This window comes from Luteolibacter sp. LG18 (assembly GCF_036322585.1).
Lineage (GTDB): Bacteria > Verrucomicrobiota > Verrucomicrobiia > Verrucomicrobiales > Akkermansiaceae > Luteolibacter.
Genome location: NZ_AP024600.1, coordinates 1,858,045 through 1,883,654 on the forward strand (window position 1 = coordinate 1,858,045; position 25,610 = coordinate 1,883,654).

Annotated in this window: 22 protein-coding genes and 2 tRNA genes; 22 read left to right on the plus strand and 2 right to left on the minus strand. The window is 60.2% G+C overall.

The features are described 5' to 3' along the window. Window positions 1–64: 64 nt before the first annotated feature. Both llg_RS07730 and llg_RS07735 read right to left on the minus strand, forming a co-directional pair. A complete protein-coding gene (locus tag llg_RS07730; protein ID WP_338289159.1) occupies window positions 65–1,564 on the minus strand; it encodes a sulfatase in 1,500 nt (499 codons plus the stop codon). A gap of 63 nt (window positions 1,565–1,627) precedes the next feature. Beyond that, window positions 1,628–2,788 carry a substrate-binding domain-containing protein gene (locus tag llg_RS07735; RefSeq protein ID WP_338289161.1) on the minus strand — a complete coding sequence of 387 codons (1,161 nt, stop codon included), beginning with the start codon at window positions 2,786–2,788 and terminating at the stop codon, window positions 1,628–1,630. A 109-nt stretch (window positions 2,789–2,897) separates the two neighbouring features. Here llg_RS07735 and llg_RS07740 point away from each other — a divergent pair, with 109 nt between their 5' ends. The 22 genes from llg_RS07740 (at window position 2,898) to llg_RS07845 (ending at window position 25,549) form a co-directional block, all read left to right on the plus strand. Next, the gene (locus llg_RS07740; RefSeq protein ID WP_338289162.1) at window positions 2,898–4,376 is read left to right on the plus strand and encodes an arylsulfatase; all 1,479 of its coding nucleotides are present in this window, start codon (window positions 2,898–2,900) and stop codon (window positions 4,374–4,376) included. An 89-nt stretch (window positions 4,377–4,465) separates the two neighbouring features. Beyond that, complete coding sequence (locus llg_RS07745) at window positions 4,466–5,827, plus strand: hypothetical protein (RefSeq protein ID WP_338289163.1); 1,362 nt, start codon at window positions 4,466–4,468, stop codon at window positions 5,825–5,827. Window positions 5,828–5,883: 56 nt separating this feature from the next. Continuing rightward, window positions 5,884–5,960: transfer RNA gene (locus llg_RS07750), tRNA-Arg, on the plus strand. A gap of 21 nt (window positions 5,961–5,981) precedes the next feature. Continuing rightward, window positions 5,982–6,058, plus strand: a tRNA-Pro gene (locus llg_RS07755). 224 nt (window positions 6,059–6,282) lie between these two features. Further along, a complete protein-coding gene (locus llg_RS07760) occupies window positions 6,283–7,692 on the plus strand; it encodes a hypothetical protein (protein ID WP_338289164.1) in 1,410 nt (469 codons plus the stop codon). Window positions 7,693–7,729: 37 nt separating this feature from the next. Continuing rightward, window positions 7,730–8,236, plus strand: a complete 507-nt coding sequence (locus tag llg_RS07765) for a hypothetical protein (protein ID WP_338289165.1) — start codon at window positions 7,730–7,732, stop codon at window positions 8,234–8,236. A gap of 110 nt (window positions 8,237–8,346) precedes the next feature. Beyond that, window positions 8,347–9,381: a hypothetical protein gene (locus tag llg_RS07770; protein WP_338289166.1), complete on the plus strand. Its 1,035-nt coding sequence runs from the start codon at window positions 8,347–8,349 to the stop codon at window positions 9,379–9,381. A 311-nt stretch (window positions 9,382–9,692) separates the two neighbouring features. Beyond that, entirely contained in the window at window positions 9,693–11,261 is a 1,569-nt protein-coding gene (locus llg_RS07775; protein ID WP_338289167.1) for a hypothetical protein, read from the plus strand. A gap of 978 nt (window positions 11,262–12,239) precedes the next feature. After that, the gene (locus llg_RS07780; protein WP_338289168.1) at window positions 12,240–14,918 is read left to right on the plus strand and encodes a DNA methyltransferase; all 2,679 of its coding nucleotides are present in this window, start codon (window positions 12,240–12,242) and stop codon (window positions 14,916–14,918) included. A 4-nt stretch (window positions 14,919–14,922) separates the two neighbouring features. Beyond that, on the plus strand, window positions 14,923–16,863 hold the full coding sequence (locus llg_RS07785) for a DEAD/DEAH box helicase family protein (protein ID WP_338289170.1): 1,941 nt from the start codon (window positions 14,923–14,925) through the stop codon (window positions 16,861–16,863). Between the two features lie 2 nt (window positions 16,864–16,865). Next, entirely contained in the window at window positions 16,866–18,143 is a 1,278-nt protein-coding gene (locus llg_RS07790) for a GIY-YIG nuclease family protein (RefSeq protein ID WP_338289171.1), read from the plus strand. A 109-nt stretch (window positions 18,144–18,252) separates the two neighbouring features. Further along, a complete protein-coding gene (locus tag llg_RS07795; protein ID WP_338289172.1) occupies window positions 18,253–19,176 on the plus strand; it encodes a hypothetical protein in 924 nt (307 codons plus the stop codon). Window positions 19,177–19,262: 86 nt separating this feature from the next. Then, window positions 19,263–20,150 carry a DUF488 domain-containing protein gene (locus llg_RS07800; protein ID WP_338289174.1) on the plus strand — a complete coding sequence of 296 codons (888 nt, stop codon included), beginning with the start codon at window positions 19,263–19,265 and terminating at the stop codon, window positions 20,148–20,150. Window positions 20,151–20,243: 93 nt separating this feature from the next. Continuing rightward, window positions 20,244–21,065: a hypothetical protein gene (locus tag llg_RS07805; RefSeq protein ID WP_338289176.1), complete on the plus strand. Its 822-nt coding sequence runs from the start codon at window positions 20,244–20,246 to the stop codon at window positions 21,063–21,065. 152 nt (window positions 21,066–21,217) lie between these two features. Next, on the plus strand, window positions 21,218–21,571 hold the full coding sequence (locus tag llg_RS07810; RefSeq protein ID WP_338289177.1) for a hypothetical protein: 354 nt from the start codon (window positions 21,218–21,220) through the stop codon (window positions 21,569–21,571). Between the two features lie 397 nt (window positions 21,572–21,968). After that, window positions 21,969–22,493, plus strand: a complete 525-nt coding sequence (locus tag llg_RS07815; protein ID WP_338289178.1) for a hypothetical protein — start codon at window positions 21,969–21,971, stop codon at window positions 22,491–22,493. Then, a complete protein-coding gene (locus llg_RS07820) occupies window positions 22,490–23,317 on the plus strand; it encodes a PD-(D/E)XK nuclease family protein (RefSeq protein ID WP_338289179.1) in 828 nt (275 codons plus the stop codon). Before llg_RS07815 ends, llg_RS07820 begins: the two co-directional genes overlap by 4 nt. After that, the gene (locus llg_RS07825) at window positions 23,314–23,448 is read left to right on the plus strand and encodes a hypothetical protein (protein ID WP_338289180.1); all 135 of its coding nucleotides are present in this window, start codon (window positions 23,314–23,316) and stop codon (window positions 23,446–23,448) included. Before llg_RS07820 ends, llg_RS07825 begins: the two co-directional genes overlap by 4 nt. Before the next feature lie 82 nt (window positions 23,449–23,530). Next, window positions 23,531–23,677, plus strand: coding sequence for a hypothetical protein (locus tag llg_RS07830; protein WP_338289181.1), 147 nt, complete (start codon window positions 23,531–23,533; stop codon window positions 23,675–23,677). A 116-nt stretch (window positions 23,678–23,793) separates the two neighbouring features. Beyond that, window positions 23,794–24,573: a DUF932 domain-containing protein gene (locus tag llg_RS07835; RefSeq protein ID WP_338289182.1), complete on the plus strand. Its 780-nt coding sequence runs from the start codon at window positions 23,794–23,796 to the stop codon at window positions 24,571–24,573. Beyond that, the gene (locus llg_RS07840; protein WP_338289183.1) at window positions 24,570–25,028 is read left to right on the plus strand and encodes a JAB domain-containing protein; all 459 of its coding nucleotides are present in this window, start codon (window positions 24,570–24,572) and stop codon (window positions 25,026–25,028) included. The genes llg_RS07835 and llg_RS07840 overlap by 4 nt, the downstream gene beginning before the upstream one ends. Window positions 25,029–25,120: 92 nt before the next feature. Next, window positions 25,121–25,549 (plus strand): hypothetical protein, encoded by a 429-nt coding sequence (locus tag llg_RS07845; protein ID WP_338289184.1) that lies wholly within the window; start codon window positions 25,121–25,123, stop codon window positions 25,547–25,549. Window positions 25,550–25,610 lie beyond the last annotated feature (61 nt).

The following is a 25,610-nucleotide window of genomic DNA, read 5'->3' on the forward strand; positions in this document are numbered from 1 at the left end:
AGCGACGGCGAACGATGGCCGTCGCTCGAAGCATGGCGGATCGAAATCCGCCACTCCTTGAAGTTCACTCGTCGTCGGGTGCCGGAGCCGCCTTGCCGTTGGCCTTGGCCTTCGGGTCGGGCTTTGGCAGCGGGCCCCAGAAGGAACCTTCCTTGTCCGCGGCGGCCACATAGTCGGCCAGCAGCTTCTTGAGCTCCGCCACTTCCTTCGGCTGTTCGGCGGCGCGGTCGAAGCGCTCGCCGGGATCCTGCTCGACGTTGAAGAGCAGCGGCTTCTCCGGCGTGGGCTTGAAGCCGTAATTGTTGTTGGTCTGCGACGAGATCTTCACGTGGAGTTTCCACGGACCCTTGCGGATCGCGCCGATCGAGTTGTCGCCGAAGCCGGAGAAGGCGAAGGTGAAGCCGGGCACCGTGCCCGGGAACTTGTCGGCGTTGAAATACGGCCGCACGTCGCGGCCATCGATCGTGCGGCCGGTCGGCAGCGGCTCGCCAGCGAGCGCGAACACCGTCGGCAGCACGTCCATCGCGCTGGCCGGGGCCTGCACCACCGTGCCGGGGCGGATCGTGCCCGGCCACCAGAAGACGCCCGGCACGCGCTGGCCGCCTTCCCAGGTCGAGCCCTTGCCGTCGCGGAAGGGCAGGGCGGAACCGATCAAGGTACGGGCCTCGCCGTATTTCGGATCCTTCGCGGTGTCCTGGTACTTGATCCACGGGCCGTTGTCCGAGGCGAAGATCACCAGCGTGTTCTGGGCCACCCCGGCCTGCTCCAGTGCCGCGCGCAGGCGGCCGAGGTTGCTGTCGATCTCCTCGATGCAGTCGCCGTAGAGGCCGCGCAGCGAGGTGCCTTGGAATTCCTTCGAGGCGTGCACCGGCAGGTGCGGGTAGTTCGGCGTGAAGTAGATGAAGAACGGCGCGTCCTTCTTCGCCTTGATGAAGTCGATGGCCGCGTCGGTGTAGCGCTTGGTCAGGCTCTCCAGCACCGGTACCTTGTCGAGCACATCGGTTTCCAGGGTCTCGTAGCCCTGCACCGGCGAGTTCCCCTGCGGGTTGCTGCGGATCAGGTTGGTGCCCTTGGCGTAGTCGTGGGAAACGTTGGTGCCCAGCCATTGGTCGAAACCATGCGCCAGCGGCAGCGCGTCCGCGGTCATCTGGTTGGCCGGGTTCGGCGTGCCGAGGTGCCACTTGCCGAACATGCCGGTGACGTAGCCCTGGTGCTTCAGGCCCTCCGCGATCGTCACCTCGCTGGGGTGCATGTAGCGCTGGGATTCCGGTCCCAGCACCCACGAGCCGAAGCCGGAGCGCACCGGGTTGCGGCCGGTGAGCATCGAGTAGCGGGACGCCGTGCAGGCCGAGGAGCCGCAGTAGAACTGAGGGAAATTCAAGCCCTCGCTGACCATCCGCGACAGGTTCGGGGTGTTGATGGTCGGATTCCCGGTGTGGGAGAAATCGCCATACCCGGCGTCATCCAGCAGGATCACGATGACGTTCGGCTTCTCAAGGGCCGGGCGGGCGGTGGCGATGGCGGGCACCAGCAGGGCCAGCGCGGCGAAGAGGGATCGGATCATGGCGGGGAGTCGGGCCGTGGTGGCTGCGACGTTACGTTCCCCGCCCGGGTTGTCGAGCAGCAGTCAGCGTGCAAAATTTCTGCGGAAATCCGTTGGGCTGACCCCGGTGTTCCGGCGGAAGAAATTGAAGAAGTTGGAAGGGGAGGGGAACCCGCATTTCCTCCCGATCTCCGCCACCGGCACCTCGGTTTCCACCAGCAGCCGCTTGGCCTCCTCGCAGCGCCGCCGACGGATCTCCGCCGCGGGATCGATGCCGAAGCGGCTCTCGAACCGCTTCACCAGTGTCTTCGTGGAAACCCCGGCCGCGGCGGCCAGCTCCTGCACCGTGACGCCTCCCAAGGCCTGACGTTCGAACAAGCGCCACGCCCGGTCGAGCGCCGGATCGGATTCCACTGTTCGCGTGCTGCCGCGCACCAGCAGGTCGGTGCAGGGCAGCAGCCACAGGCCTCCCGGCGGCAGGGTTCCGGCCATCCGGCCCGCAATCACCCCGGCAGCCTGCCGCCCGATTTCCTCGCCCGGCGGCACCACGGTGGTGAGCGCGGGTTGGCCGGTGCGTCCGATCAGGCGGTTGCCCTGTCCTACCACCGCCAGATCCGCGGGCACCCGCAGGCCGTTTGCCGCCGCGATTTCCAGGACCCGCACCGCCGCCGGATCATCCTCGCATAGCACCCCGCAGGGTTTCGGGAGGGCGCGGAGAAGCGCCGCCACCTCGTGCTCATCGGCCGCCGGTGCGGTGCCCGGCCACGCGTGGGCCTGTAGCTCGTGGCCATGGCAGGCGATGCCCGCCTCATGGGTGATCGCCCGCAGTTCCTTCAACCGGTGATGGCGGGCGGAACCTTTGGCAATCCGGCGCTCGAGGTAGGCGATGTGGTTCAACCCGAGCTCGCGGAAATGAGCCACTACCAGCCGCGCCAGCGACGGCCAGTCCGTGGCCACCCGCGAGATGCCCGGGGAGGGCGGCGGATCGTCCATGCAGTTCACCACCGGCAGCCCGCGCTCGTCCAAATCCTTCAGCCAACTGGTATGCCCGGCGGTCCAGGTGATCACGGCGTCCACGCCGGTGAGCACTTCCGGCCGGGTGGCCGCCTGATCGAGATCGCACTCCACCAGCCGCCAGCCGCCATGCCGGTCCACATGCGCCATCACGCCCTCCCGGATACGCCGCGCCTGCCCGTAGAACAACGGCAGCGCGAGCATCACGGTGGGAATCCTGGCGGCAGCCATGCCGGTGCACTTTCCCGGAAGTTCCCAAAAAGTGAAGTCGTTTCCATGAAATGATCATGGCCCGTTCCCTCCGCGGGGTGTTGGATCGTGGCTCATCATCCTTTTGTTCATGAAGTTGTTACCCCTGTTCACCGCGCTCGGTTTGCTCCAGTCCGCCTCCGCCGCTCCCTCGAAACCCAACGTCGTTTTCATCTACGCCGATGACCTCGGCTACGGCGACATCGGCTGCAACGGGGCGAAAAACGTCCCCACCCCGAACGTCGACAAGCTCTCGTCCGAAGGCATCAACTTCAGCGACGGCCACGCCGCCTCGTCCACCTGCACGCCCTCGCGCTTCGCCATTCTCACCGGCCAGTATCCCCACCGCCAGAAGGGCACCGGTATCCTGCCCGGCGACGCCGAAATGATCATCAAACCGGGCACCACCACCCTGCCCGCCATCTTCAAGAAGGCCGGCTATGCCACCGGCGCGGTCGGCAAGTGGCACCTCGGTCTCGGCTCCGGCGAGGTCGATTGGAACGGCGAGATCAAGCCCAGCCCGAACGACATCGGCTTCGACGAATCCTTCATCATGGCCGCCACCGGCGACCGCGTCCCCACCGTCTACATCCGCAACCACCGGGTGGAGAACCTCGATCCCGCCGACCCCATCGAGGTGAACTACAAGAAACCCTTCCCCGGCCTGCCCGATGGCAAGAAGGACCGCGCCACCCTCAAGATGGACTGGAGCGCCGGCCACAACATGGCCGTTATCAACGGCGTCGGCCGCATCGGCTACATGAAGGGCGGCACCAAGGCGATCTGGAAGGACGACCAGATGTCCCAGGACTTCACCCGCGAGGCCCTCGGCTTCATCGAGCGCCACAAGGACCAGCCCTTCTTCCTCTACTTCGCCACCCACAACATCCACGTCCCGCGCGTGCCGAACGCCATGTTCCTCGACAAGGGCAGCATGGGCCTGCGCGGTGCCTCCATCGCCGAGTTCGATTGGCAGGTCGGCCAGGTCATGCAGACGCTCGACAAGCTCGGCCTCGCCGAAAACACGATGGTCATCGTCAGCAGCGACAACGGCCCGGTGGTCGACGATGGCTACAAGGACGGGGCCCAGGAAAAGCTCGGCGACCACAAGCCCGCCGGCCCCTACAACGGCGGCAAATACAGCCTCTTCGAAGGCGGCACCCGCGTGCCCTTCATCGTCCGTTGGAAGGGCAAGGTGAAGCCTGGTACCAGCACCGCCATCGTCAGCCAGATCGACTTCGCCTCCAGCTTCGCCGCCATGACCGGTGTCCCGCTCGCTAACGGAGAGGCCCCGGACAGCCTCGATGTCCTGCCCGCGCTATTGGGCGAATCCCAGCAAGGCCGCGCGTGGCTCATCGAGGACAGCATCCCCGGCAACCGCCTCGCCCTCCGCGAAGGCGATTGGAAGCTCCTCGAAGCCGGCGGGCGGTTCCCGCTCCAGCTTTTCAACCTCAAGGACGACATCGGCGAGAAGCACAACCTCGCTGCGGACAAGCCAGAGATCGTCGAGCGCCTCGGCAAGCGCCTGGGAGAACTCCGTCATGCCGCCGCCACCCGTCCCCAGTCCTGACATCCCCCTGCCTCACGCCCCGGCCACCTCCGCGGTCCGGGGCGTTTTTGTTTTCCCGCGGAACAGGGATCTGCCGAAGTAGCGCGCGAATGGCCGACGACCCGCCGAACCCCTATGCGCCGCCCTCCACCCCATCCGCCCCCGATCTTCAACGGGGACTGTGGAAATGCGATGGCTGCGACCTGTGGGTGCGGACCGGCGTGCTCATTCCCGACGTGGACCTGCTGACCGGCGAAGTCCAGCCGCCGGACGCGCCGCTTCGACAGATTTCCCTCATGCCCTGGAACGTGCGATTCCTAGTCCTCATGGGAGTGGGAGTTGGAGGGATCATCGGCCTTGAGATGGGAGGATCGCACCTCGGATTTCGGATTCCCCTTCTGGCATCCGTCGCCATGCTGTGGATCGTTTCCACCGTGGTGGGACGCTGGGCCAAGGTCCCGGTATGGCTGATCCGCTACCGCCAGTCGCGCCACTCCCCGTGCCGCCGCGCGCGTCCGGTTATGATCTGGCTGGCCTGCCTGTTGGGAGCCTTCGCAGTTAGCGCAATCGCCGCCGCGTTCCTTCACTCGATGCCGGTCGGGGACCGGATTTCCCCCATTGTGACGGGTGGCCTCCTGACGTTGCCCGCGTTTCTGACGCTCGTCGCCGGCGGATGGTTGCTGAGGAACAAGGGCGCGTTGGGGCACGGAGGCCGCTCCGGCGATTGGCTGCTGCTGCGCGGCGTCCACCCTGCGGCCCTCGCCTATCTGGCGGGACTGCCCGTCTTCGTGCCGCCACCTGTCCATCCCGAGGCCCGGACCTATGTGATGCATCTGGCGAAGTGTCCGCTCCGTGAATGGTTCCCCATCGTGGGACGGAAGTTCCGGCCTTGCCTGAACATCCTGCTGGCCAAGCTGCTTAACCGCCATGCGCTCGACAGCCAGGCCGTGATCCATCTGAAACCGATCCTGCTGGGCCCGCAGGCCATCTCTCCCGAATTCGTCGCCCAAGTCCGCGAACGGGAATCGGCCCTGCTCGCGGAGGGCTGGCAGGAAGTTGGCTGGAACCTGATTCCCATCCCGGACCGTTTCAACAGCCGCATGGAGAGCGCCTGCTTCTTCCATCCCGACCACCGCCATCTGCTGCACCTCTCCCTCACGCGGGGAGACTCCTACACCGGGATACTGAAAACCGCCATTCGCTCCTGGCTGCCGGACGGCACCTTGCTCGTCACCACCGACGAACTGTGCTTCACCAGCGTCCTGCCACCGGAGTGCGAGTGGGAAGCACTGCCCGGCATTCCCCACGCCGAACTCATCCACAAGCACATGCGGAAATCCGCGGCGCGCGGTGCGGTGGCACTCCCGGATGCCCGCGATGGCCTCGACCGCTTGGTCCGGATGAACCTTGCCAACCACGCCCGGATGCACGCGAAAAAAATCTGTGGGCCGCTCGAAGATATTTCGCCTTAAAATGTTGACACCCGGGGTCGGTTGAGGTCTTCTCTGCGCCCCGCCGCAAGGCAAACGCACTCGTAGCTCAATTGGATAGAGCGTCTGACTACGGATCAGAAGGTTTGGGGTTCGAGTCCCTACGAGTGCGCCACTCAATTTTTACCACTGGTTTCGGGGCGTAGCGCAGTCTGGTAGCGCGCTTCGTTCGGGACGAAGAGGCCGTGGGTTCGAATCCCGCCGCCCCGACCATGGTAGAACCTCGTAAAACCCCTTGTTTCAAGGGGTTTTGTCGTTTTGAGCTGTAAAGCCAAACTCCGCCAGCGTCCGGCGTGATCCGCCGAAATCCGGAAAAACGGTGCAATTTTGGCAACTGAAATGGCAACTATTTTGATTTCGTTAACCATCGCCGCCTGGAGACGAGAACGTCAGTTCGTCACCCTTGATCGCCGTCCGCGGTTGGCTTGAATGATTCCATGCTCCACTCTGCCGATATCGCAGTTTGCAGTCAGGAACAGCAGGACCAACTTCTCCAGTTCGTCCGGCTTGGTCAGCTGTTCGAACTCATGGATTGGGTTGAGGCAGGGAGCCCTACCCTGTGCCCGGATTACGAAAAGCCCCGGGTGAAGCCTTCGGCCATCCACGAAGCTGTTAGGCGGGGCAACCACAGCATGTTTCGCTTTCTGTGGGAGAAATGCTGGCAACGTGCGTGGGAACTCGACGGGTTGCTCTCCTCGGTTCTGGATCACGGGGGTAATGCGGCCTGTGAAATCGCCAGATTTCTCATTCACGAAGGATTCTCGCTCGAACGATTGCGTGCCTCTGCCGTTTTTAGGACTCACGACGATGGGCTGATTCGGTTGGCGCTTGAACGCGGGCTGAGCGTCAGATCTCCCAACGGTTTCGCCTGCGCCTTGGCGCTCACCGGATATTCCAAGCACCTCATTCGCCTCTACCGGGAACTTCGCGAAGATTATCCCGACCTCGTGACGGAAGGGCTGCTTGCACTCCGTGATGCGGTCGAGGATCGCAAAATCCGAGCCGCGGCTTTGCTCACTTGGGCGGGGGTGGATGCTTTGAAGCGGATACCAAGCGAGCCGTATGAGGAAGAGTCGATCAAGGCATCCGAAGAAGAGCCCGATTTGATTTCGGCTCTCGACGGGGTCCGCCTGGACGAAAAGACCCGCGACCTTCTAAAGGCGTTGAAGGTGGAGGTCACCGAGGACGTGTGGTTCAAGTTTCTCGACCAAGCCGGCTGGCTCGACATCAACTTCTTTGCCGACGTTTATCATTGGGTTCCGAAGCCGGAGGAAATGCTCTCCACGAACCCAGAGCGAGCCGCCAAGGTGGCAACGTCCCTCGTGAGGCACCTTGAAGGCTGGGACTGGATTCCGGGAAGTGCCTCCAAGCAGTGGCGCAGGCTGGAAGTCTGTGAGTATCTCACATGGCTAGGCACGCCGATGCTGGTCGCTGAATCGGATTCCGATGTGCGCCAATTCCGCCGCAGCCTGAGCAAAGTCTCGGACTCCAAGGCCGCCGTGCGTATTCTGTGGTTGATTCACGAGAAAGGCGACGAGGCACAGCGCTCTCGCCTCCGGGAGGTCATCAGGACGCCCGCGATGCAGGTGTTGGTGCGTCAGCATGATCGGTTCCTTCTTGGTGACCTCGGTTTGGGGCCCAAGGCTCTGGCGAAGGTAAAGCCGGGCAAAAGGGACCGGCCATGGCGGTTGGAAACATACAAACCGCCAACACCCTGCCAGAAACCGCCCAAGGTGAGGGAGGAGCCTAGGCCGCCAGCCGGGCCAACCTACTACGTTTCGCCGGAGCCTGCTCCTGCCCGGAAAGGTTATTGGAATCGCTACAGCCACTTTCACCGCAACGGATAAAATCCTAACGGCCGCCGGGATTGCAGCGGTCGCCGACATGCTCCACATTCTTGGCGACATGGCGTCCCCCCGTTCAAACAAGCCGTCCGGCTTCCCGGAGTTCGCGGTGCGCCGGGAAACCATTTCCGGCTACTTCCATCCTCCGTTGCCACGCAGCACGTTTCACGACTTCGTGAAAAAGGGGAAGATCGTGCCGTTCAAGGACCTGAGAGGCTTCTACAAGCTCAACGACTCGCTCCGGCGTCTGGGGCTGAGGGAAGTGGCTTCTTTACCCGTCGAGGTGCCAAAGCGATCCATGGAGGATATCCTCCGGTTGGCATTCAGCCTCATTGATCCATTGCTGTTCCCAGAGCCTCCTTGGCTTTCGGCTGTGGATGCCTTGGACGTCCGGGAGATCGACCATGCAACGCTTCAAGCGAGGCTTCATTTCGAGCAGCTCAGTGAATTTACCACCGCAGAGGAAAAGCTGGCCTATTTCAATGGGATCCTACACGCGCAAGTGATGCTGGAGGCAAGTGCATCGAGGGACGGTATGAACGATTAGATCCATCGGGTGGAAGCGTGGGGTCGGGCGTTGCAGACCGGAAATTATGGCCTAATAGTGGACCAGTTAACGAAGGAAATCCTTCATCCTTACCCCTCCCATCCCCACTCATGATCGATACCATCCACTTCTTATCCGCTTGGAAGGTGACACGGGACCATCCCGATTGGGAAATTCGTGAGAATAAAGTTGTGACCGCAACCGGAGAACCGGTCGACGAAGGCTCGTTGCTCGTGAGGCATCGCAAACTGAAGATTCGTGCTAAGGGAAGCCTCACTAGCCGGAAGCTCACCTTCTTCTCGGTTCCCAGTCTCTCCCAACTGCTGTTCGGCCAGAATGGCGTTCCTCTCAATGGGCAGCCGGATATCGATGCGGCGTTGGAGGTTCTGGATCGCCTGTTTGCTCAGGTTGCCGAACCGGAGAACGGGGCGAAGCGCAGATACAAGCGTGTGGACATGTCGTTGAATTTGGTCAATGCGCCCTTCGAACGAATCGAACCGGTGATCCAGCGTGCCGCCCTTCCCGGCAGCAGGCTGGCTGTGCGGCATTACGTGGGAGAGTCACTCACGTTTTACCGCAACCAAACGGAACTTCAGATCTACAACAAGACCAAGAAGGCTGGTGCGGATGGTCTGTTGGATCCCACCAAGCACGAGCAGGTCACGCGCATGGAACTCCGCCTCCACAACGATGACTTGGATAGGGAGTTGGCTCGCAGCCCCGGCAAAGGGGTGCAAGAACTGGACATCATGGATTGCTACCGGGTTTTCCGGAAGCATGTGATGAGCCTCACAGATGGAAATCAGGAGGGGATCAGGGTCGTCCCGGAGATCACAGGCATCGATTCGTATCTGGCCTATGTGAGCACCCGTGATGCCGGGCTATTCGACGCCTACGTTTCCACCAAATCGTCGGATTGGCAGCGTCAACTGAAGCGGAAGGTCGCGAAGCTGGCCCCGGCAATGGCGGAAGTCCCCGTAAATTGGGATCTGGTGCTTCCTGAGGGGCATCCTCCGGCACAGACACAGATCATCGTTCCGGGATCCATGCCCGGCTATCTTCGCCCCATCGTGGAGGAAGTGCTTTCGAGCCGTGGCATGGGGAGAGGAGCGCACCTGCTTCACGACAGACATTTGGAACGATAGATCCTGGGACGTTGACGCAAAGAGGGTGTAGGTCACGCCGCTAGGCGTGACCGGAGCCTGGGAGGCGCTCCAGTCTCGATATATGAGCGCGGAGGGCAGAGACGGGCGAAGCTTGCGTAGCACGTCGATCGGCCGACGTGCGAAGGAGCCCGAAGGGGACCGCGCGGAGCGCGGGATCGAGAATGTGAGAGCGCTCCTAGCGAGCGGGAAGAGTGTCCGGGATGCCGGTGCCAATTGGCGTCGATCTCAATTCCTGCCTCCCTATCCAAGATCGCGCTGGTACTCCCGGATGAAGCTGTGATACTTCTTCCATGTACACGACACTCGATTCGTCAGCGGAATGCGATGGAGAAGTTGACGCCGCCGATTATCCGTCTCTTCAGGTTGCCGACTGTGAGGTGCTGACTGACGCATGGCCGCCGTTGCTCTCCGACCTTGTGGCCCTCTGGGGGCTTTCTGTTGGGGTTGACCCTCTTACCGCCGCCGCCCTTATCCTCGACGTTGCCGGTGGCATCGCCGGAAATACGGTAAGATTGAACGTGCCGTATGTTGGGGAGATCGGGTGCAACCTCCAGCTCGCTGTTGTCCGCGATCAGGTGCCGGCATTGCGCAGGGGCCTTCTACGGCTCACTGCCGCCTTTGAAGATCGGATCATCGCGTTGCTCCAAGTCTACGAGCATCTCACGGACCTTCGTTCCCAGCGCAACGAACTTGCGGCACTGGAAACGCGCTACAATCCCATGCTGGCCCGTTGGAAGGAGCTGCAAACGACCTTGAACAATGAAAGGGCGATGGTGAACGCCTTTTGCCAGCAGGAGGAGGCACAAATCCTCAACGAGCATGAGCGTCTGTGCGCATCCATCCAGGTGCTTGGAGGGAAGCTTCGCGCTCTGAGATTCCAGATGAAGCCGATGGTGATGGTTCCAGAGTTGAGCGCTTCGACCCTTGATGAACTGGACCGCCACGGGTTCGATCGGGCCATTCTTGAGGTGGCGACATCTCCCGGATATTTCCACCGCCAGACATGGTTGAACGAAAAGGCTCTGGAGCGCCTCTCCGCATTCCGCCGGAATGCCGAATGGGCAAGCCGCCTCGATTACGTAGGCGGTCGCTATCAACCCCGCTCCGCGATTTCCACGGTGCTCCTTGTCGAACAACAAGAGTTTGGCGATGCGATGAGCGATCCCTTGCTGGCGAGGAGTGGCATTTTTGACGAAATGCTTGTTAGGCTCCCTACGGAGCAGCATTTCAGAATTGAAGGTCGCCCTGATCCGGCCGGTAAATGGTCGGAACTGGTGAGCAAGTTGATGGGAGCCAGATTGGACCGGATCGGCCGAACCTACAGCCTTGATGATTCAGCCCGGGAGGAGTTTCTTAAAGTTCGAGCCGCGCAGCTGGAACGTGGGATGAAGGCGGATGGTGCGATGATCCGCCTGTGGCGGGAAGGGGGGCCAGCGCTCGTGGGGAAGCTCGCCCTTGCCGTGGCGCTGTTCCGAGAAGGCAGCGAGAAGGCGGTCAGAGGAAATGACGTTCGGATTGCCGCTTGGATTGCCAACGGGCTGTTGGAATCGACGTCACAGCACTGGGCCGCCAGCCGGGGAGCGAGTCCCATTGCCGAATTGACGTCGGTCAAGGGGGCAAAGACCCCGGACGACGATCCCGTGGCGGCTATGGTGCGGAAAGTCCGGAAGCTTCAGCCCTGCAGTATCCGAACCTTGTTTCGGACCTACAGCTCCCAAGATTACGCCCAACTTGCTCCCGTTCTTGAGCGCGCCATTGAGCTTGGGCTGATTGAGCGGGACGGGAAGGTGTTGAAAGCCCCTTCACTGGCTCATGAAACCGTCAGCGTCAGTCCGTCAGCTTGTCAGCAGAAGAACTAATCAAATGAAACGGCCATTGTCAGCCTTCCCATTCGCGCACTCCCAACGCAGCGCCCGGTGGCCGACTGACATTCCGCCCTTCATGCGGAGGGTTTGGAGTAGGGACAAGAAGGCGTTCACCACCTTGTGGAGTGTTCCACCCGGCACTGGGTTCGAGGCATTACGAGTCAGACTGGTGGGGCGATTTGCGGTCCTTCTGGTAAGGCGGGGAGCTATTCACTTGTGGCACGGAGGTCATCACGTCCGCGCAGAAGATGGGCAGGCAGTGGCGGTATCGACCACGGAGTTCCACGTTGAAGTTCCGGATTGCGTCACAGGTGACGCTTTATTTGAAGTCCACGTCTTTCGCCGTATGCCGAACGGCAACGAGGTGCCGGCCCGGCTGTCATACCTCCTTTCACTCCACGGCTACCAAGCGCCTGGACTATTTTGGTTCAAGGACGCGAGCATATTGGCGGCTCCCGAGTTGCCAGGTGGCGGCCCTGTCGACAGCCCCAGAGCTGTGCTGTGCAGGCTGATGGCAGGCAGCATCGCTCAGACGGTTGCCTTCTTTGCCTCAGGTCAGCCTCAAAGCCGTGCAATCATCAACCGGGTCTCATCCCAGTACCGTTCCGCATGGAGTACCGGAGAGCCACTCCCGGACGAGTTGTTTGGAATCCCAATGCGTCCGGTACGCAGCGTCTACGATTGGGTGCAATATCAACCAGACTCATTGACTAAGTTGCTTCAAGCTTGAGCGGCCGTAGCATCACCCACAATTACCTGCATGGCCGATATGGTGACGCCCAGCAGTATCGGAAAGGGCGCGATCTGCGAAGGGAATAGGCCTCGCAGTACAGGTGGTCTCAAGAACCGGAAAATTCGCGGTAGGGTCGTCGTCCGTCGATTTTCACTTGATGGACGGCTAAAAACCTCTTGGGGCGGGGTGAGGTTCCGGCATACGTTTTCGGTGAACAGTGCCGGAAATGGCCCTTGAATATGACTACTGAGGAAATCTCCAAAAAAATCGCCGATATTCCCTCCGACCTCACCGGGGTGGGGTGGGGATTTGCGTTCCTCAAGTGCTTCCAGGGAAAAGACTCGAAACTCCCTAAATCCACGTTCGACCGAGTCAGGGACGGCTCGACAAACTACGCTGACGACCACGCCACTGAGATCCTCTGGAAGAAGCGGATCTACTTCCGTTGGGTCGCCAAGGACATCCGGACCGCGTTCGATGAGGCGAAGGCTTCCGTGGCGCTGCGCCGACCGGCGAACAAGCCGATGTTCATTGTCATCGCCTCGCCAGACGAAATCGCCGCGCATGATCTCGACGAGGGATCGGATCTCGTCATCCCCGGCTACGAACTGCCGTCCCACGCTTACTTCTTCCTCCCCTTCGTCGGGAAAAAGAAGATCGCCGTCACCAACGAGGCCCTGGAGGTGGACGTCAAGGCCACCCGAAAGATGGCCGTCCTCTACGACGAAATTCGCAAGGACAATCCCGGCTTCGACGCTCACGACCTTAATGTCTTCCTCGCCCGGCTGCTTTTCTGCTTCTTCGCCGAGGACACCGGCATCTTCGAGGACGACCTATTTACCAATTCCCTCGCCTCCCACACCTCGCAAGAGGGAGACGACCTGACGGATTACCTCACGAACGTCTTCCGCCGTTTCGCCACCGCCGACGCCTCCAAGCTTCGCAAAGAATTCCGCAATTTCCCCTACGTCAACGGCGGCCTCTTCGAACGCGAGCATCCAGTGCCCGCCTTTACCGGCAAGAGCCGCAAGACCTTGCTCGAAAATGGCAAGATGGACTGGAAGTCCATCAACCCCGATATCTTCGGCTCGATGTTCCAGTCGATCATCGACCCCGAGAAGCGCCACGAACTGGGCATGCACTACACCTCTCGGGAGAACATCATGAAGGTGGTTTCCCCGCTCTTCCTTGATGCCCTCCGTGAGGACTTCGAGAAGGCGAAGGGCAGCCCGAAAAAGCTCGAAGCCTTCCACCAGAGGCTCGCCGAGATCCACATCTTCGACCCTGCCTGCGGATCGGGGAACTTCCTAATCCTCGCCTATGAGAAGCTCCGCGAGCTGGAAATGGACGTGCTGGAAGCCAAGGGGCAATACGCCGAACTGTTCCCCCGCATCCGCATCAACCAGTTCCACGGCATCGAGATCGATGATTTCGCCCATGAGCTGGCGATGCTCGCCCTTTGGATCAAGGAGCATCAGATGAACCTCGTCTTCCACGAGCGCTTCCGCACCCGCCCCGATGCCCTGCCACTCCGGGAGGGGGCGCGAATCGTTCGCGACAACGCGACCCGCTGCGATTGGAATACCGTCTGCCCGCGAATCGAACGAGGCCCGGATGGAAAAGCTAAGCAGCGGGAAACCTATGTGCTAGGAAATCCGCCATACCTTGGCGCTCGAAATCAAAGCGTGGATCAGAAAAGGGACATGGCCGCCGCAGTGGGAGACGTGGACGGGTTGAATGAACTGGACTACGTCGCCTGTTGGTTCTTCAAGGCATCACGCTACATCCGCAACCAAACTGCTGCGGCTGCTTTCGTGGCCACGAATTCCATTTGCCAAGGAGAACAAGCTGCGCTCATTTGGCATCCGATTGTTGGGGGAGGCTCAGGAATTGAGATCGGATTCGCTCACACGTCCTTCAAGTGGACGAACCAAGCTAAGGGGAACGCCGGCGTCACCTGTGTTGTCGTCGGAATCTCGAATCTTGCGACGGACACGAAGCGGCTTTTCTCTGGAAATCAGGAGGTTCGTGTGGAAATGATCAATGAGTTCCTCCGTCCTTTGCCCTATGTTTGGGTTTGGTCGCGTGAGGACTCGCTTTCCGGATTGCCGAAACTCACCTTCGGCAGCATGCCGAATGACGGCGGATTCCTGTTGATGAGTGGCGAGGAGAAGAACGATTTGATTTCCTCGCACCCTACGGCCGAAAAGTTTCTAAAAGTATTCGTTGGCGCTGACGAGTTCCTCTACAAGGAGCCTCGCTACTGCCTTTGGATCTGTGATGAGGATCTAGCCGAGGCACGAAAAATAGGGGCAGTTCAACAGCGGATTGCTAGTTGTCGGAAAAAGCGGGCCGATAGCCCTCGTGAAGCTACCCGGCGGTTAGCTGAGAAGCCGCACCAATTCGGCGAGGTGAGGCACCGCGACACCGAGTCTATCATTTTTCCTCGTCACACTTCGGAAAAGCGGGAATATATTCCACTGGGCTTCTTGGACGACTCCACCGTGATTGGTGATGCGGCGCAGGCCATATACGACGCGCAACCATGGGCATTTGGCGTCCTATCTTCAAAGATGCACATGGAATGGACAAAGCTAGTTGCGGGACGTCTGAAGACCGATCCTCGGTATTCGGGCTTCGTCCTAAACAATTTCCCGCTCTCTCCTCTCTCGGGCGAAACCAAGGAATCCCTTGAGAAAGCCGTTTTCGAAATCATCGACATCCGCGAAGAGTTTCACGAAATGACCTACGCGGACATGTATGATCCGGCCAAGATGCCTGAAAAGCTGCTCAAGGCTCACCGCGCTCTCGATATCGTCGTTGACCGCTGCTACCGCAAGACGCCCTTCAAGGACGTGAACGACCGGCTGGAGCACCTGATCGCCCTCTACCACGAAATGACCGGCCAGACCGCCTGAGACCATGCCCAACCTCATCGAAATCGAATACGAGCAGACCGGAGCCAGCGCTTCGACGAATGAGCTTGGCATGCGCGAGATGCAGGCCCGCGCCTACGACGCCCGCTCCCACCAATACCTCCTCCTCAAATCCCCGCCAGCCTCCGGCAAGAGCCGCGCCATGATGTACCTAGCGCTCGACAAGCTGGAGAACCAAGGGCTTAAGAAGGTCGTCATCGCGGTACCGGAGCAATCTATCGGCGCATCCTTCCGCAACACCGCCCTGGCCAAGCACGGATTCTGGAAGAACTGGACGCTCGATGTGGACTTGTGCCTACCCCAGGGCAATCAGGCAAAGGTGAAGGCTTTCGAAGATTTCATGGGCGATCCCATGGCCAAAGTCCTTGTCTGCACTCATTCCACCTTCCGCTTTGCAGTCGAGAAGCTGGGTGTGGACGCTTTCGAGGACACGCTCATCGGCATCGATGAGTTCCACCATGTTTCCACCGAAGGCGAGAACGTGCTGGGCGATTGCCTCGACCGGATCATGAGCCAAACGAACGCCCACGTGGTCGCCATGACCGGCTCCTATTTTCGGGGCGACAACATCGCCATACTTTCAGCCGAGAACGAGGCGAAGTTCGAGGACGTCATTTACAACTACTACGAGCAGCTCAACGGCTATCACTACCTGAAGTCCCTCGGCATCGGCTACCACTTTTACCAGGGCCGCTTTATCGACGCCCTCGGCGAGGTGTTGGATGTGACAAAGAAAACCATCATCCACATTCCCAGCGTGAACGCCCGCGAGGCGTATTCGGACAAATACACGATGCTGGGTGACATCCTCGACCTCATCGGCACGAACGCCAAAACCGACGACGAGACCGGCATCATCACGATGACTACAGTGGACGGGAAGCAGATCCGGATTGCAGACCTTGTCACCGACGACGACGACAAGCGAGCACAGGTGAAGAAGTTCCTCGCCGATGTAGAACACGAGCACGAGGTGGACATCATCATCGCCCTAGGCATGGCCAAGGAGGGCTTCGATTGGAAATACTGCGAGCATTCTCTGACGATCGGCTATCGCGGCTCCCTCACCGAGGTCGTTCAGATCATCGGGCGCTGTACCCGCGACTCCCCGAACAAGATTCACGCCCAATTCACCAACCTCGTCGCTGAACCCCGCGCCGACAGTGAGGAGGTGGCGGACGCGGTGAATGACATGCTCAAGGCAATCACCTGCTCCCTGCTGATGGAACAGGTCATGGCCCCGGTGTTCAAATTCAAGCCGAAGATCGATCCAAACGAACCCGGCAAGAAGGGCAACACCATCGCGATCAAAGGACTCAAAGATCCATCAACGGAAGCGGTGCGGAAAATCGTCGATACCAAATTGCGCGAGCTGAAGGCGGCGATACTCAGTTCACCGGACATTCAGAAAGCCATTGTCAATCAGGCTGATGCTGCTGTGGTCAACAAACAGCTCATTCCGAAGATCATCATGGAGACTTTTCCGGATCTCACGCAAAAAGAGGTCTCCGAAGTCACTGATCACGTCTTGGCCGACACTCTTTTTTCCCACGGCAAGCAGACGCAGGAGGGCGACAAACGGTTCATCAGCTTCGCCAAGCAGTTCATCAACATCGATGAACTTCACATCGACATGATCTACAAGATCAACCCCTTCCAGCACGCCTATGAGGTGCTCTCCAAGTCGCTCGACAAGGAAGTGCTCGCAGCGGTGCAAGGCGTGCTTGCTACGCAAAAGGCGAAGATTACCGAGGAGGAGATCAACGCGAACTGGCACCTTGTCGAAGCTTTCGAGGAAGCGAATGGCTGCTTGCCGAACTACAAGTCCAAGGACGAGTTCGAGGCCCGCCTCGGACTGATGGTCGAGAAGGCGCGCCAGATCTTCCTGGCGGCAAACCAGAAGGAAGACCTCGAACTCACGCCCTGACCATGCCACTTAAACCCGACATCCTCGGGCAGGTGGAGGCGCTTCTCCGGAGGCACAACCGCCACGAGCCCGATCCCGAAAAGAAGGAGAATCCGGAAGCATCCGCCTTCATGTCCGGGTTTCGGGAAATCGAGGACTTCATCAAGACGAATGGACGGCTTCCCGAAAAGGGGAGTTCCATCTCCGAGCGCAAGCTCGCGGTCCGACTCAAGAGCATCGTGGAAGACGATGGGAAGCGTTCCTATCTTGCCGCGCACGACCGCGAGGGCATCATTGCGATGTATTGCGAAGCGACGGGCTTCATCGTGTCCGAACCAACGGAGGAACCCGAAGAGCCTGCGGAAAGCGTGCGGGGAAAGGGGCTACCAAAAACCGCGGAGCCAGTTGTTCCCGCCTCCCTCAAGGGCTTGGCCGGGAGCAGCGCCTTCGCCCGGATTATGGGTGGCGCGCAAAAGGAAAGCTCCTTGTTCGGCGGTCGTTTCGCCAACAAGCCGAAGAAGGAGCAGGCGATGCCCGACTACGTTGCCCAGCGGAAGGACTGCGCCGACTTCGAGAAGTATCGGCCGTTTTTCGACCAGTGCCTCGCCGAGCTGAAATCCGGTGCTCGAAAGGCAATCCCTTTCAAGAACGAGCAGCATATCGAAGAGGGAAAATTCTACGTCCTAGGCGGGCTGCTCTGCTACGTGGCCGAGAAGGGCAAGCCGTACAGCCACAAGGGAAAGACCAACACCCGGTTGCGCTTGATTTTCGTCAACGAACGCGAGTCGGACATGCTGCTGCGCTCCCTATCAACCGAACTCTACAAAGGCGGCCTGATGATTACTGAGAACGAATCGGAGCTTTTCGAAACCGGAAAGATCACCCCTGACGACATTGAAACCGGATGGATCTACGTCCTCAGTTCGCTTTCCAAATCTTCCCAGGTCCAAGCCATCGGGGATTTGTACAAAATTGGATTTACCACAGGCACGGTGGAAGAGCGCATTGCTAATGCTGAGAAGTTCGTCACCTACCTCTGCGCGCCCGTGAAAGTCGTGGCGAAGGCCAGGACCGCGAACTTGTCGACTCACACGCTGGAGCAGATCATTCACGCGGTGTTCGGAAAGGCCCGGCTCGATATCGAGGTGATCGATCGCGATGGGCAGATCAGAAAGGCAACCGAGTGGTTTTCCGCTCCTTGGCCCGCGATTCAGCACGCCCTCCAATTGATCGCGAACGGACAGATTGAGTATTACGATTACAATCCCGAAACTCGGGAGATGGAGTTTCGAAAATCTTGATGGACTGCAATTCAGTGGAATTATTCGAACGAGCGCCTCGCGGTAACGTCGTAGTGGCAAGGCTCGTGAACGGGATAGTCCTTCCAAGAATCACATCTCTCGAAATTCGATGAGCAGGAAAGAGTGGAAGGAGGCGGTCGAAGCGGGCCTCGCGGAAATCTGCAAGCTCTCCGGGTTTACGCTGGCTTGGAAGACCAATTCACCTGTCGCGGTGTTGATGAAGAACGGGCTCAAGGTAGAGGTGACGGCAAATGGTGTTTGGTTCATGGGAACCGAAAAGAGGCAACTGGACACTGTGATGGAAGATTTGAGATCTCCGGATGGTGCTTTTCGCGGCGACCCATGTAACCTGGGACTTCTCGAACCTTATAGGCAGCCAAGCGGTCGATTGGCGGTTATTTGTGAAGTCCCAACGGAAGCAAAGCGGCTCGGAGGGTTTGTAAATGCCCTCGATGGGATTCTCGTGGAAATTGCCAGTGCCGGGTCCTTGCACGCGACAGCCGCAGCGCCGAGTTTCACTAGACGGAGAACAGGAATTACTTTTCATCTGCGGTGCGAGCTTGCCGTCGTTGTTTCGGAGGCAATCGTCCGTCACGGGATGCAGGGGCAATCGAATCCTCAGCTCACGGGCAGAGTTTTTGGCATCGCTGACTTTGCACCCATCGTGGGCGAATCAGGACTCTACCGGAGCGAACTCAAAACACGGTCGGACTCCAAGAGTCGGGGCGAGCATATTGTCCCTTGCAAGGTGGTATCGGAAATTCTCCTCAGCTCCACCTTCCACGACAGCCTCTCCGTTGACGCGAGGGTGGAGGAACTGAAACGGCTTCTGAAGATCGTTTACATTTCGGGCAGCGAACAGGCCACGCTGGATCGGAAGTTCGGATTGAAGGATCGTATGCCGGGAGGGCCACCTTGGCCGACGGGCTGCATTTATTCACGGCTGACTGCCGCTGGGGTTTCCAAGGTGTTCATGCTCCCTATTGCATCGAACCCGCCTCCACCGTGCGGCTGCGGCGGCTGTGGGATGTGAGCGTTGGTGACGATCTTTTGATCATGCGCCGCCGGGCGAGTTGGTTTCCGCTTGGGTCGGCCAGAGCCCTAGGGTAGGTTCCGCGCGTGCTTTTCCACCGCCAGAAAGTCCTGCTCGGCCTTCTTTCCGCCCTCGGCGGAGAGGCGGCAGCGGTCGATTTCCAGAAATTGCTGTTCTTGTTTTGCCAAGAGGAGGAAGTGCAGCCGAGCTACGAATTTGTGCCGCATCGCTTCGGCTGCTATTCCTTCACTTCCGTTGCCGACCGTCGGAAGCTGGAAGAAAAGGGCTGGCTGGAGACCTGCGACAAAACGTGGCGGCTGGCAAAAAAGGTAAGCGGCCTACCGCATGACCTAAATATCAGACTTCACAGATTCGTAAAACGAACCGCAGGACTGCGCGGGGACGACTTGGTGCGCGACAGCTACACCCGCTATCCACGCACGGCATGGCGCAGCGAGATTCGGGAAAGGCTGCTAGCAGGACAGCCGGAAGTGCTGAAGCAGATCGAATCCATCCGACCGGTATCACATGGCGCAGGCCTGGCCACGATTGGCTACGAGGGCAAATCCCTTGAAGCTTACCTCAATTCCCTCCTTGAAAGCGCCGTAACCATTCTTTGTGATGTTCGTCGGAATCCCCTCAGCCGGAAGTATGGGTTCTCCAAAAATTCGCTGAAGGCCGCAGTAGAGGCCATTGGAGTCCGCTACGAGCACTTGCCGGAACTCGGAATCGATTCCGAAGAGCGGCAGGAACTCAAGACGCAGGCGGACTACGATGCACTCTTCGACCGATACGAAGCGCGTGATCTACCGAAGCAAAGCGATGCCGTCGCGCGGATCGTCGGATGGATTCGGGATGGTGAACGGGTGGCGCTGACCTGCTACGAGCTGCATCCTCACCAGTGCCATCGGCATTGTGTGGCAGAAGCTGTGGAGCAGAACTTGGGGGCGGCGTTTTCACCGCAGCATCTCTGAAGCACTGGGCCACCGCGTTGTGGATGGATCTGCATTTGAAGCTGGCCGGGGATAAGATAGGAGTTTAGGAAAGGTTGTTCCTGTACTCTGCGGATGCCACGAGAGCGAATCTTGATCACGGTAAAGACTTATCCCACGCTTTCCAAAAAGTATGGGGAAACGGTATGTACGGCCGGCGTTCGGGAAGACGGATCCTGGGTGAGGATTTACCCGGTTCCATTCCGCCGTTTAGAAGACGAAGAGCAGTACCGGAAATATGATTGGATCGAATGTGATCTGATCCCAAGCCGCAAGGATGTGAGGCCGGAGACGCATCATCCAGCGGACGTCAAATCGATGCTTCCAGCTGGGCGCATGGACACACGTGACCAGTGGCGGGAGCGGCGCGCGTTGCTTCTGGGCAAATGCCGGGTTTTTCGCAATCTTGCTGAGGTAATAAGTGGGGCGAAGGCAAATAAAATGTCCCTGTCCGTTTTCAAGCCTTCAAAGGTGGTGGATTTCGTATGGGAACAGGAGGATCAAGATTGGGATCCGGCCAAGGTCGAGGAAATGCGGCAGCTCGCTGCTCAAGGAGAGCTGTTTGAGGAGGAGCAGTGGCGGAGGAACTTCAAGGTCATTCCGAAGCTTCCTTTCAGCTTCAGCTATCGTTTTGAGGACGACACCGGTAAGTCCAGCGAACTTCAAGTGCTGGATTGGGAGGTTGGAGCCCTGTTTTGGAACTGCCTACGGAGCTGTAACGGAGATCACGCCGCGGCATTAGCGAAGGTGAGACAGAAGTATTTCGATGAATTCGCAGCTACCGATCTCCATTTCTACCTAGGCACAACCCAACAGTGGCACTCGGTGGGAGTAAATCCATGGGTGATTATTGGGGTGCTGCCGATTCCTCACGAGACCCAGCGACAGCTATTCTGAGGTTGCAGGGGGACTTATTCTAAGACAGCGATTTCACCGTGCTTTTTGTAAGCACTCCGCTGCCTCATAGACTGCCCGTAAGCACTCCACCGTAAGCGCTCCATGCGACACCCGTAGCTTACAGGCTGGTAGAGGTCGTAGATTGCCCGTCTATGACCTTTGCCAATTTTGAGGAGACCTCCGCCGGAGTCATCCGGGCGGATCGACGGGGCCGCCTGTTGATTCGGGCCGAACAACGCGCCGCCATTCTCAAGGCCTTTGACGACAGCTCGCTTTCGGCGATGGCCTTCTGCCGCCAGCATGGTCTGGCTTACTCCACTTTTGCCACTTGGATCCAGAAGTGTTGGAGATTGACAGGAACCGGAATCGATCAGTGCTCCTTTGCCGAAGTCGTGGTGGACGCTTCCATGGATTCTTCGGTCCAGGCACCCGCCGCCGAGTCCCCGCGCGTCAATTTTGCCGATGGAACCCGCATCGAGGTAGCCAGCCGCAGGCACCTCATCTAGGCGGCGGAGCCGCTCCGCCATCTTGCCTCCACTGCCTCTTTCCGGCAACTTCCACGCCCTCGTCGCCGGCCAGCTCGGCGATCCGCATGCCCACCTGCGAGATGTTCTCGAACGCCGGTCAGGAATGAAGGTCTCGGAAACCGATGTCTTATTCCGCAGAAACTGGCAACCCGGTCACTTTTAGCTTCTTGGAAGCGATAAGCAGTTCTCCCGCAATCACAAACCTCGTAATGGAGTCTTCGTGATCGGATTTATTAGTATTTTGCGTGTATCGATGATGCGAAATTTCATCCCTCAGAATGCTATATAATCATGAGGAATCATTGGCTTCTTCCCAGATCCGGCTATCCTGGTGATGGTCGGGTTTTCTTTGTTCCATCCACAACCGTTTGACCCCATGGCCATCAAAATCATAGCTAACTACAGCAAGCGACTTGGTTTGCCCGGCTTCTCCTCCCATCAGTTCAGCGTTTCCGTCGAAACTGAATTGGTCACCACCGACGACCTCGAAGGCGAATCCCAACGGCTCTACCAGCGGCTTCAGGCAGCCGTGGACGAGCAGATCCAAACCACCGGCTTCGTGCCTCCGCCTGATTACGGCATGGCCGACGCCCCCGCTGCCAGCAGCAGCGACCGGCGGTCTCCTCCTCGCAATGGCAGCCCTCGAAGGGCGTCGCCTGCGTGGAGGTGTTCCGACAAGCAACGCGAACTCATTACTTCGTTCGTGGACGAGCATCAGCTCGACCGCAACGAGGTGGAGCGGCTCGCCACCGAGCGCTTCGGGAAGGGCGTGCGCCAGCTCACCAAGCTGGAGGCGTCCGGTCTCATCGACGAACTCCTCGAAACCTACGGTGGCAGACAAGGCGGATTACCTCCCAATAGCGGGCGATCCGCTTATACCGGAAGAGGAGGCCGACGGTGATCCAGATCGCACGCCCGGTGGCACCCGTGGCTCCGATGGTGACCAACTGCTACCCGGCCCACATCAGCCCAACCTCCGCGAAGAACTACCTTGGGTGCTCCCTGAGGTTCTACTTCGAGAAGGTGGCCGGCATTCGCAAACCGACCTCTCCAGCGCTGCACAATGGCAAAGCCATCCATGCAGCCTTGCAGGCGTTCCACCTCGCGCGCTGGAGGGGAGGGGACGACAGCCCGGATGCCATCGCCCAAGCGTTCGAGGATGCCTACAGCAGGCTCGAACGCGAGGAAGGCCCGGTGAGCTACCCCGATGCCAACAGGCGCGAGGTGGAACGCCTGGCTGGCCTCCGTGTGGTCGCCGCCTATCTGGACTCTCCAGAAGCTCTCAACGACCGCCCCAAGGGCGTCGAGGTGAAGCTGACGGAGACACTGCCGGGCCTGTCGTGTCCGCTCACGGGCGCGATGGACCTGGTTCGGGGCAACCTGGTGCCGGTGGACTTCAAATCCGCTTCCACCAAGCCTGATCCCGGCCACGCCGCCTTCGATCACGAGCTACAGCTCGTCAGCTATCAGCTTCTGATCGAAGCAGCGACGGGCGAATCCCCACCTTCGCTGGAACTCGTGTTCCTGGTGAAGACGAAGATGCCGCAGGTGATCCGGGTGTCGTCTCTGAAAGCCAGCCGCACGCGCAAGGCACGGGTCGTCTCCATGCTGGAGACCGCCGTGCAGGGCATCGCGGAAGGTCGCTTCCATCCCCAGCCCGGGATGCATTGTTCGTGGTGCCAATACCGCCGTGAATGTCTGCGTTGGCAGGGAGGCTCCCGGTGAACCGCGTTGCCATCCTTGCCGGGCTTATACTCGGTTTGTGGTGCCTCGCTCCGCTGCTGCCGTCCCTGCTGGAACTCGTGGCATCCGTTGTCTTCATCGGCCTCTTCGCCCATGTGGTCCTTCCTGACTGAACCCAAACCCAACCCGTAGCAAACGCCCGCCCGGTTCCTGGTGAACCCCGCGGGCGTTGTTGTTTTCACATCATGCACCCCTATGAACCCCTATGACGTCATCTGGTCGGTCGGCATCGCACTGGTCGGTCTGCTGGTCGCATATCTGATTTTGGGCCCATTTTTATTTGGGCTGATTCTCATCATTATCGTCGCCGTGGCGGCGGCCAATCTGGTCACGCCACGTTAGTGCGACATCCATCGCTGTCCCCTCGATCCGCGCCCGCCCGGTCCCCTGCGACCCGGCGGGCGCGGTCGTTTCCACCCCCAACCTCCCAACCCACCTGAACTCCAACCCATCCATCCATGAACCTGATCCTTCCCCGCGAAAACCCCGTCCCGGCCCCCACGGTCCCGGGCATGCTGCTTCACACCGGCGCCTCCACCGCCACCCGCGAACAAGTCTTCGCCGTGCGGACCCCGCCCGGCACGGACACCTGGTATCCCCTCAGCCACCGCTCGCTGGTCCATGAGGTCCAGTCCGAGCTGAAGGCCTGCGGCTTCCACCTTGATGGCGAACGCCACGCATTGTCCCACGAGGGAGCACGCTACTTCGGCGTGTTCTCCATCAGCCTGCCGGAACGCACCCAGCGTGATGTCGGCTGGGTGGTCGGCCTGCGCAACTCGCACGACAAGACCTACCCCGCCGGCCTCGTCGCCGGCACCCGGGTCTTCGTCTGCGACAACCTCGCCTTCTCGGGCGAGGTCCGGTTGTCGCGCAAGCACACCCGCCACGCCTTCCGCGATTTGCGTCAGCTCATGGCGCGAGCCGTCGGCCAGCTCGGCGAGAAGTTCCGCAAGCTCGACGAGCGGGTGCTCGCCTACCAGGGGCGGCCGTTCGCCGACATGGAGGCCCACGACTTCGTGGTGCGCTCCATCGACAGCCGGGTGATCACGCCCACCCAGGTACCGGACGTGTTGCGGGAATGGCGCGAGCCGTCCCACGATGCGTTCCAGCCGCGCACCCTGTGGTCGCTCTTCAACGCCTACACCGAGGTGTTCAAGGGCGGGAACCCGCACACCGCCGTCCAGCGCGGGCAGGCCCTCCACGGGCTCTGCGACGCGCTGGTCGGCCTCGCGTCATGAGGCCCGGCGGCACCCTCGGCCAGTTCCGGGTCGCCCGGGTGAGGGAGGAAGCTCCCTTGCCCGGACGGCTGCTGGATGGCCCGGAAGCCGTCCGGCAGTGCTGGCAGGAGGAAGTGGCGACGTGCCCTTGGTTCGACCCGGCCAAGGAACACATCGTCGTCTTCGTCCTCGACACCCGCATGCGCCTAATCGGCTGGAATCTGGTGACCATCGGATTACTCAATGAGTCATTGTTCCACCCGCGCGAGGTACTGCGCCCGGTGATCGTGGCGGCGGGCCATGGCTTCATTCTGGCCCACAACCACCCGTCGGGCGACCCGACACCGAGCCGGGCGGACCTGGATGCCACCTGGCGCATGCGGGAAGCAGCGGAGCTGCTCGGACTCCGCTTCCACGACCACGTCATCCTCGGACGGAACTGTCACCACTCGTTCCGTGAAGCGGGCGAGCTGTGACCGGCTCCCTCCGAATCCCTCATCCCAACCTCCCCACAGGGCCGTCCGGCAATCCCGCCGGGCGGCCTGTTTCATTCCAACCCATCCACTCCATGTCCAACTACTACGCCACAGCGCGGAGCAACTACTTCGCCGTGACAGACGAGACGGCTTTCCGCCAGTGGGCGGAGGCCGCCGGTTTGAAAGTCCTCACGCCTACGGCCATCGCCAAGGTCTCCCAGGACATCCCTCGTTTCGGCATCACCCCCGACGAGGATTCGGACTGGGGTGGCTGGCCGACCACCTTCCTCAATCCCGACACCGGGAACGAGGAGGACATTGATGTCCACCAGCAACTCGCGGCCCATCTGGCCGAGGGCGAGGTGGCGGTGCTGATGGAGATCGGCAGCGAGAAGCTCCGCTACCTCACGGGCACCGCCATCGCCATCAACCACCAAGGCGAAACCGTCAACGTGGATCTCGAATCGATCTACGCGGCGGCCGCGCATCTCGGCTGGACCGTCACCCCGGCCGAGTTCTGACCATCCCCCCAACCACCCCCACCCAGCAAGGCCGTCCGGATCCGTTCCGGGCGGCCTTGTT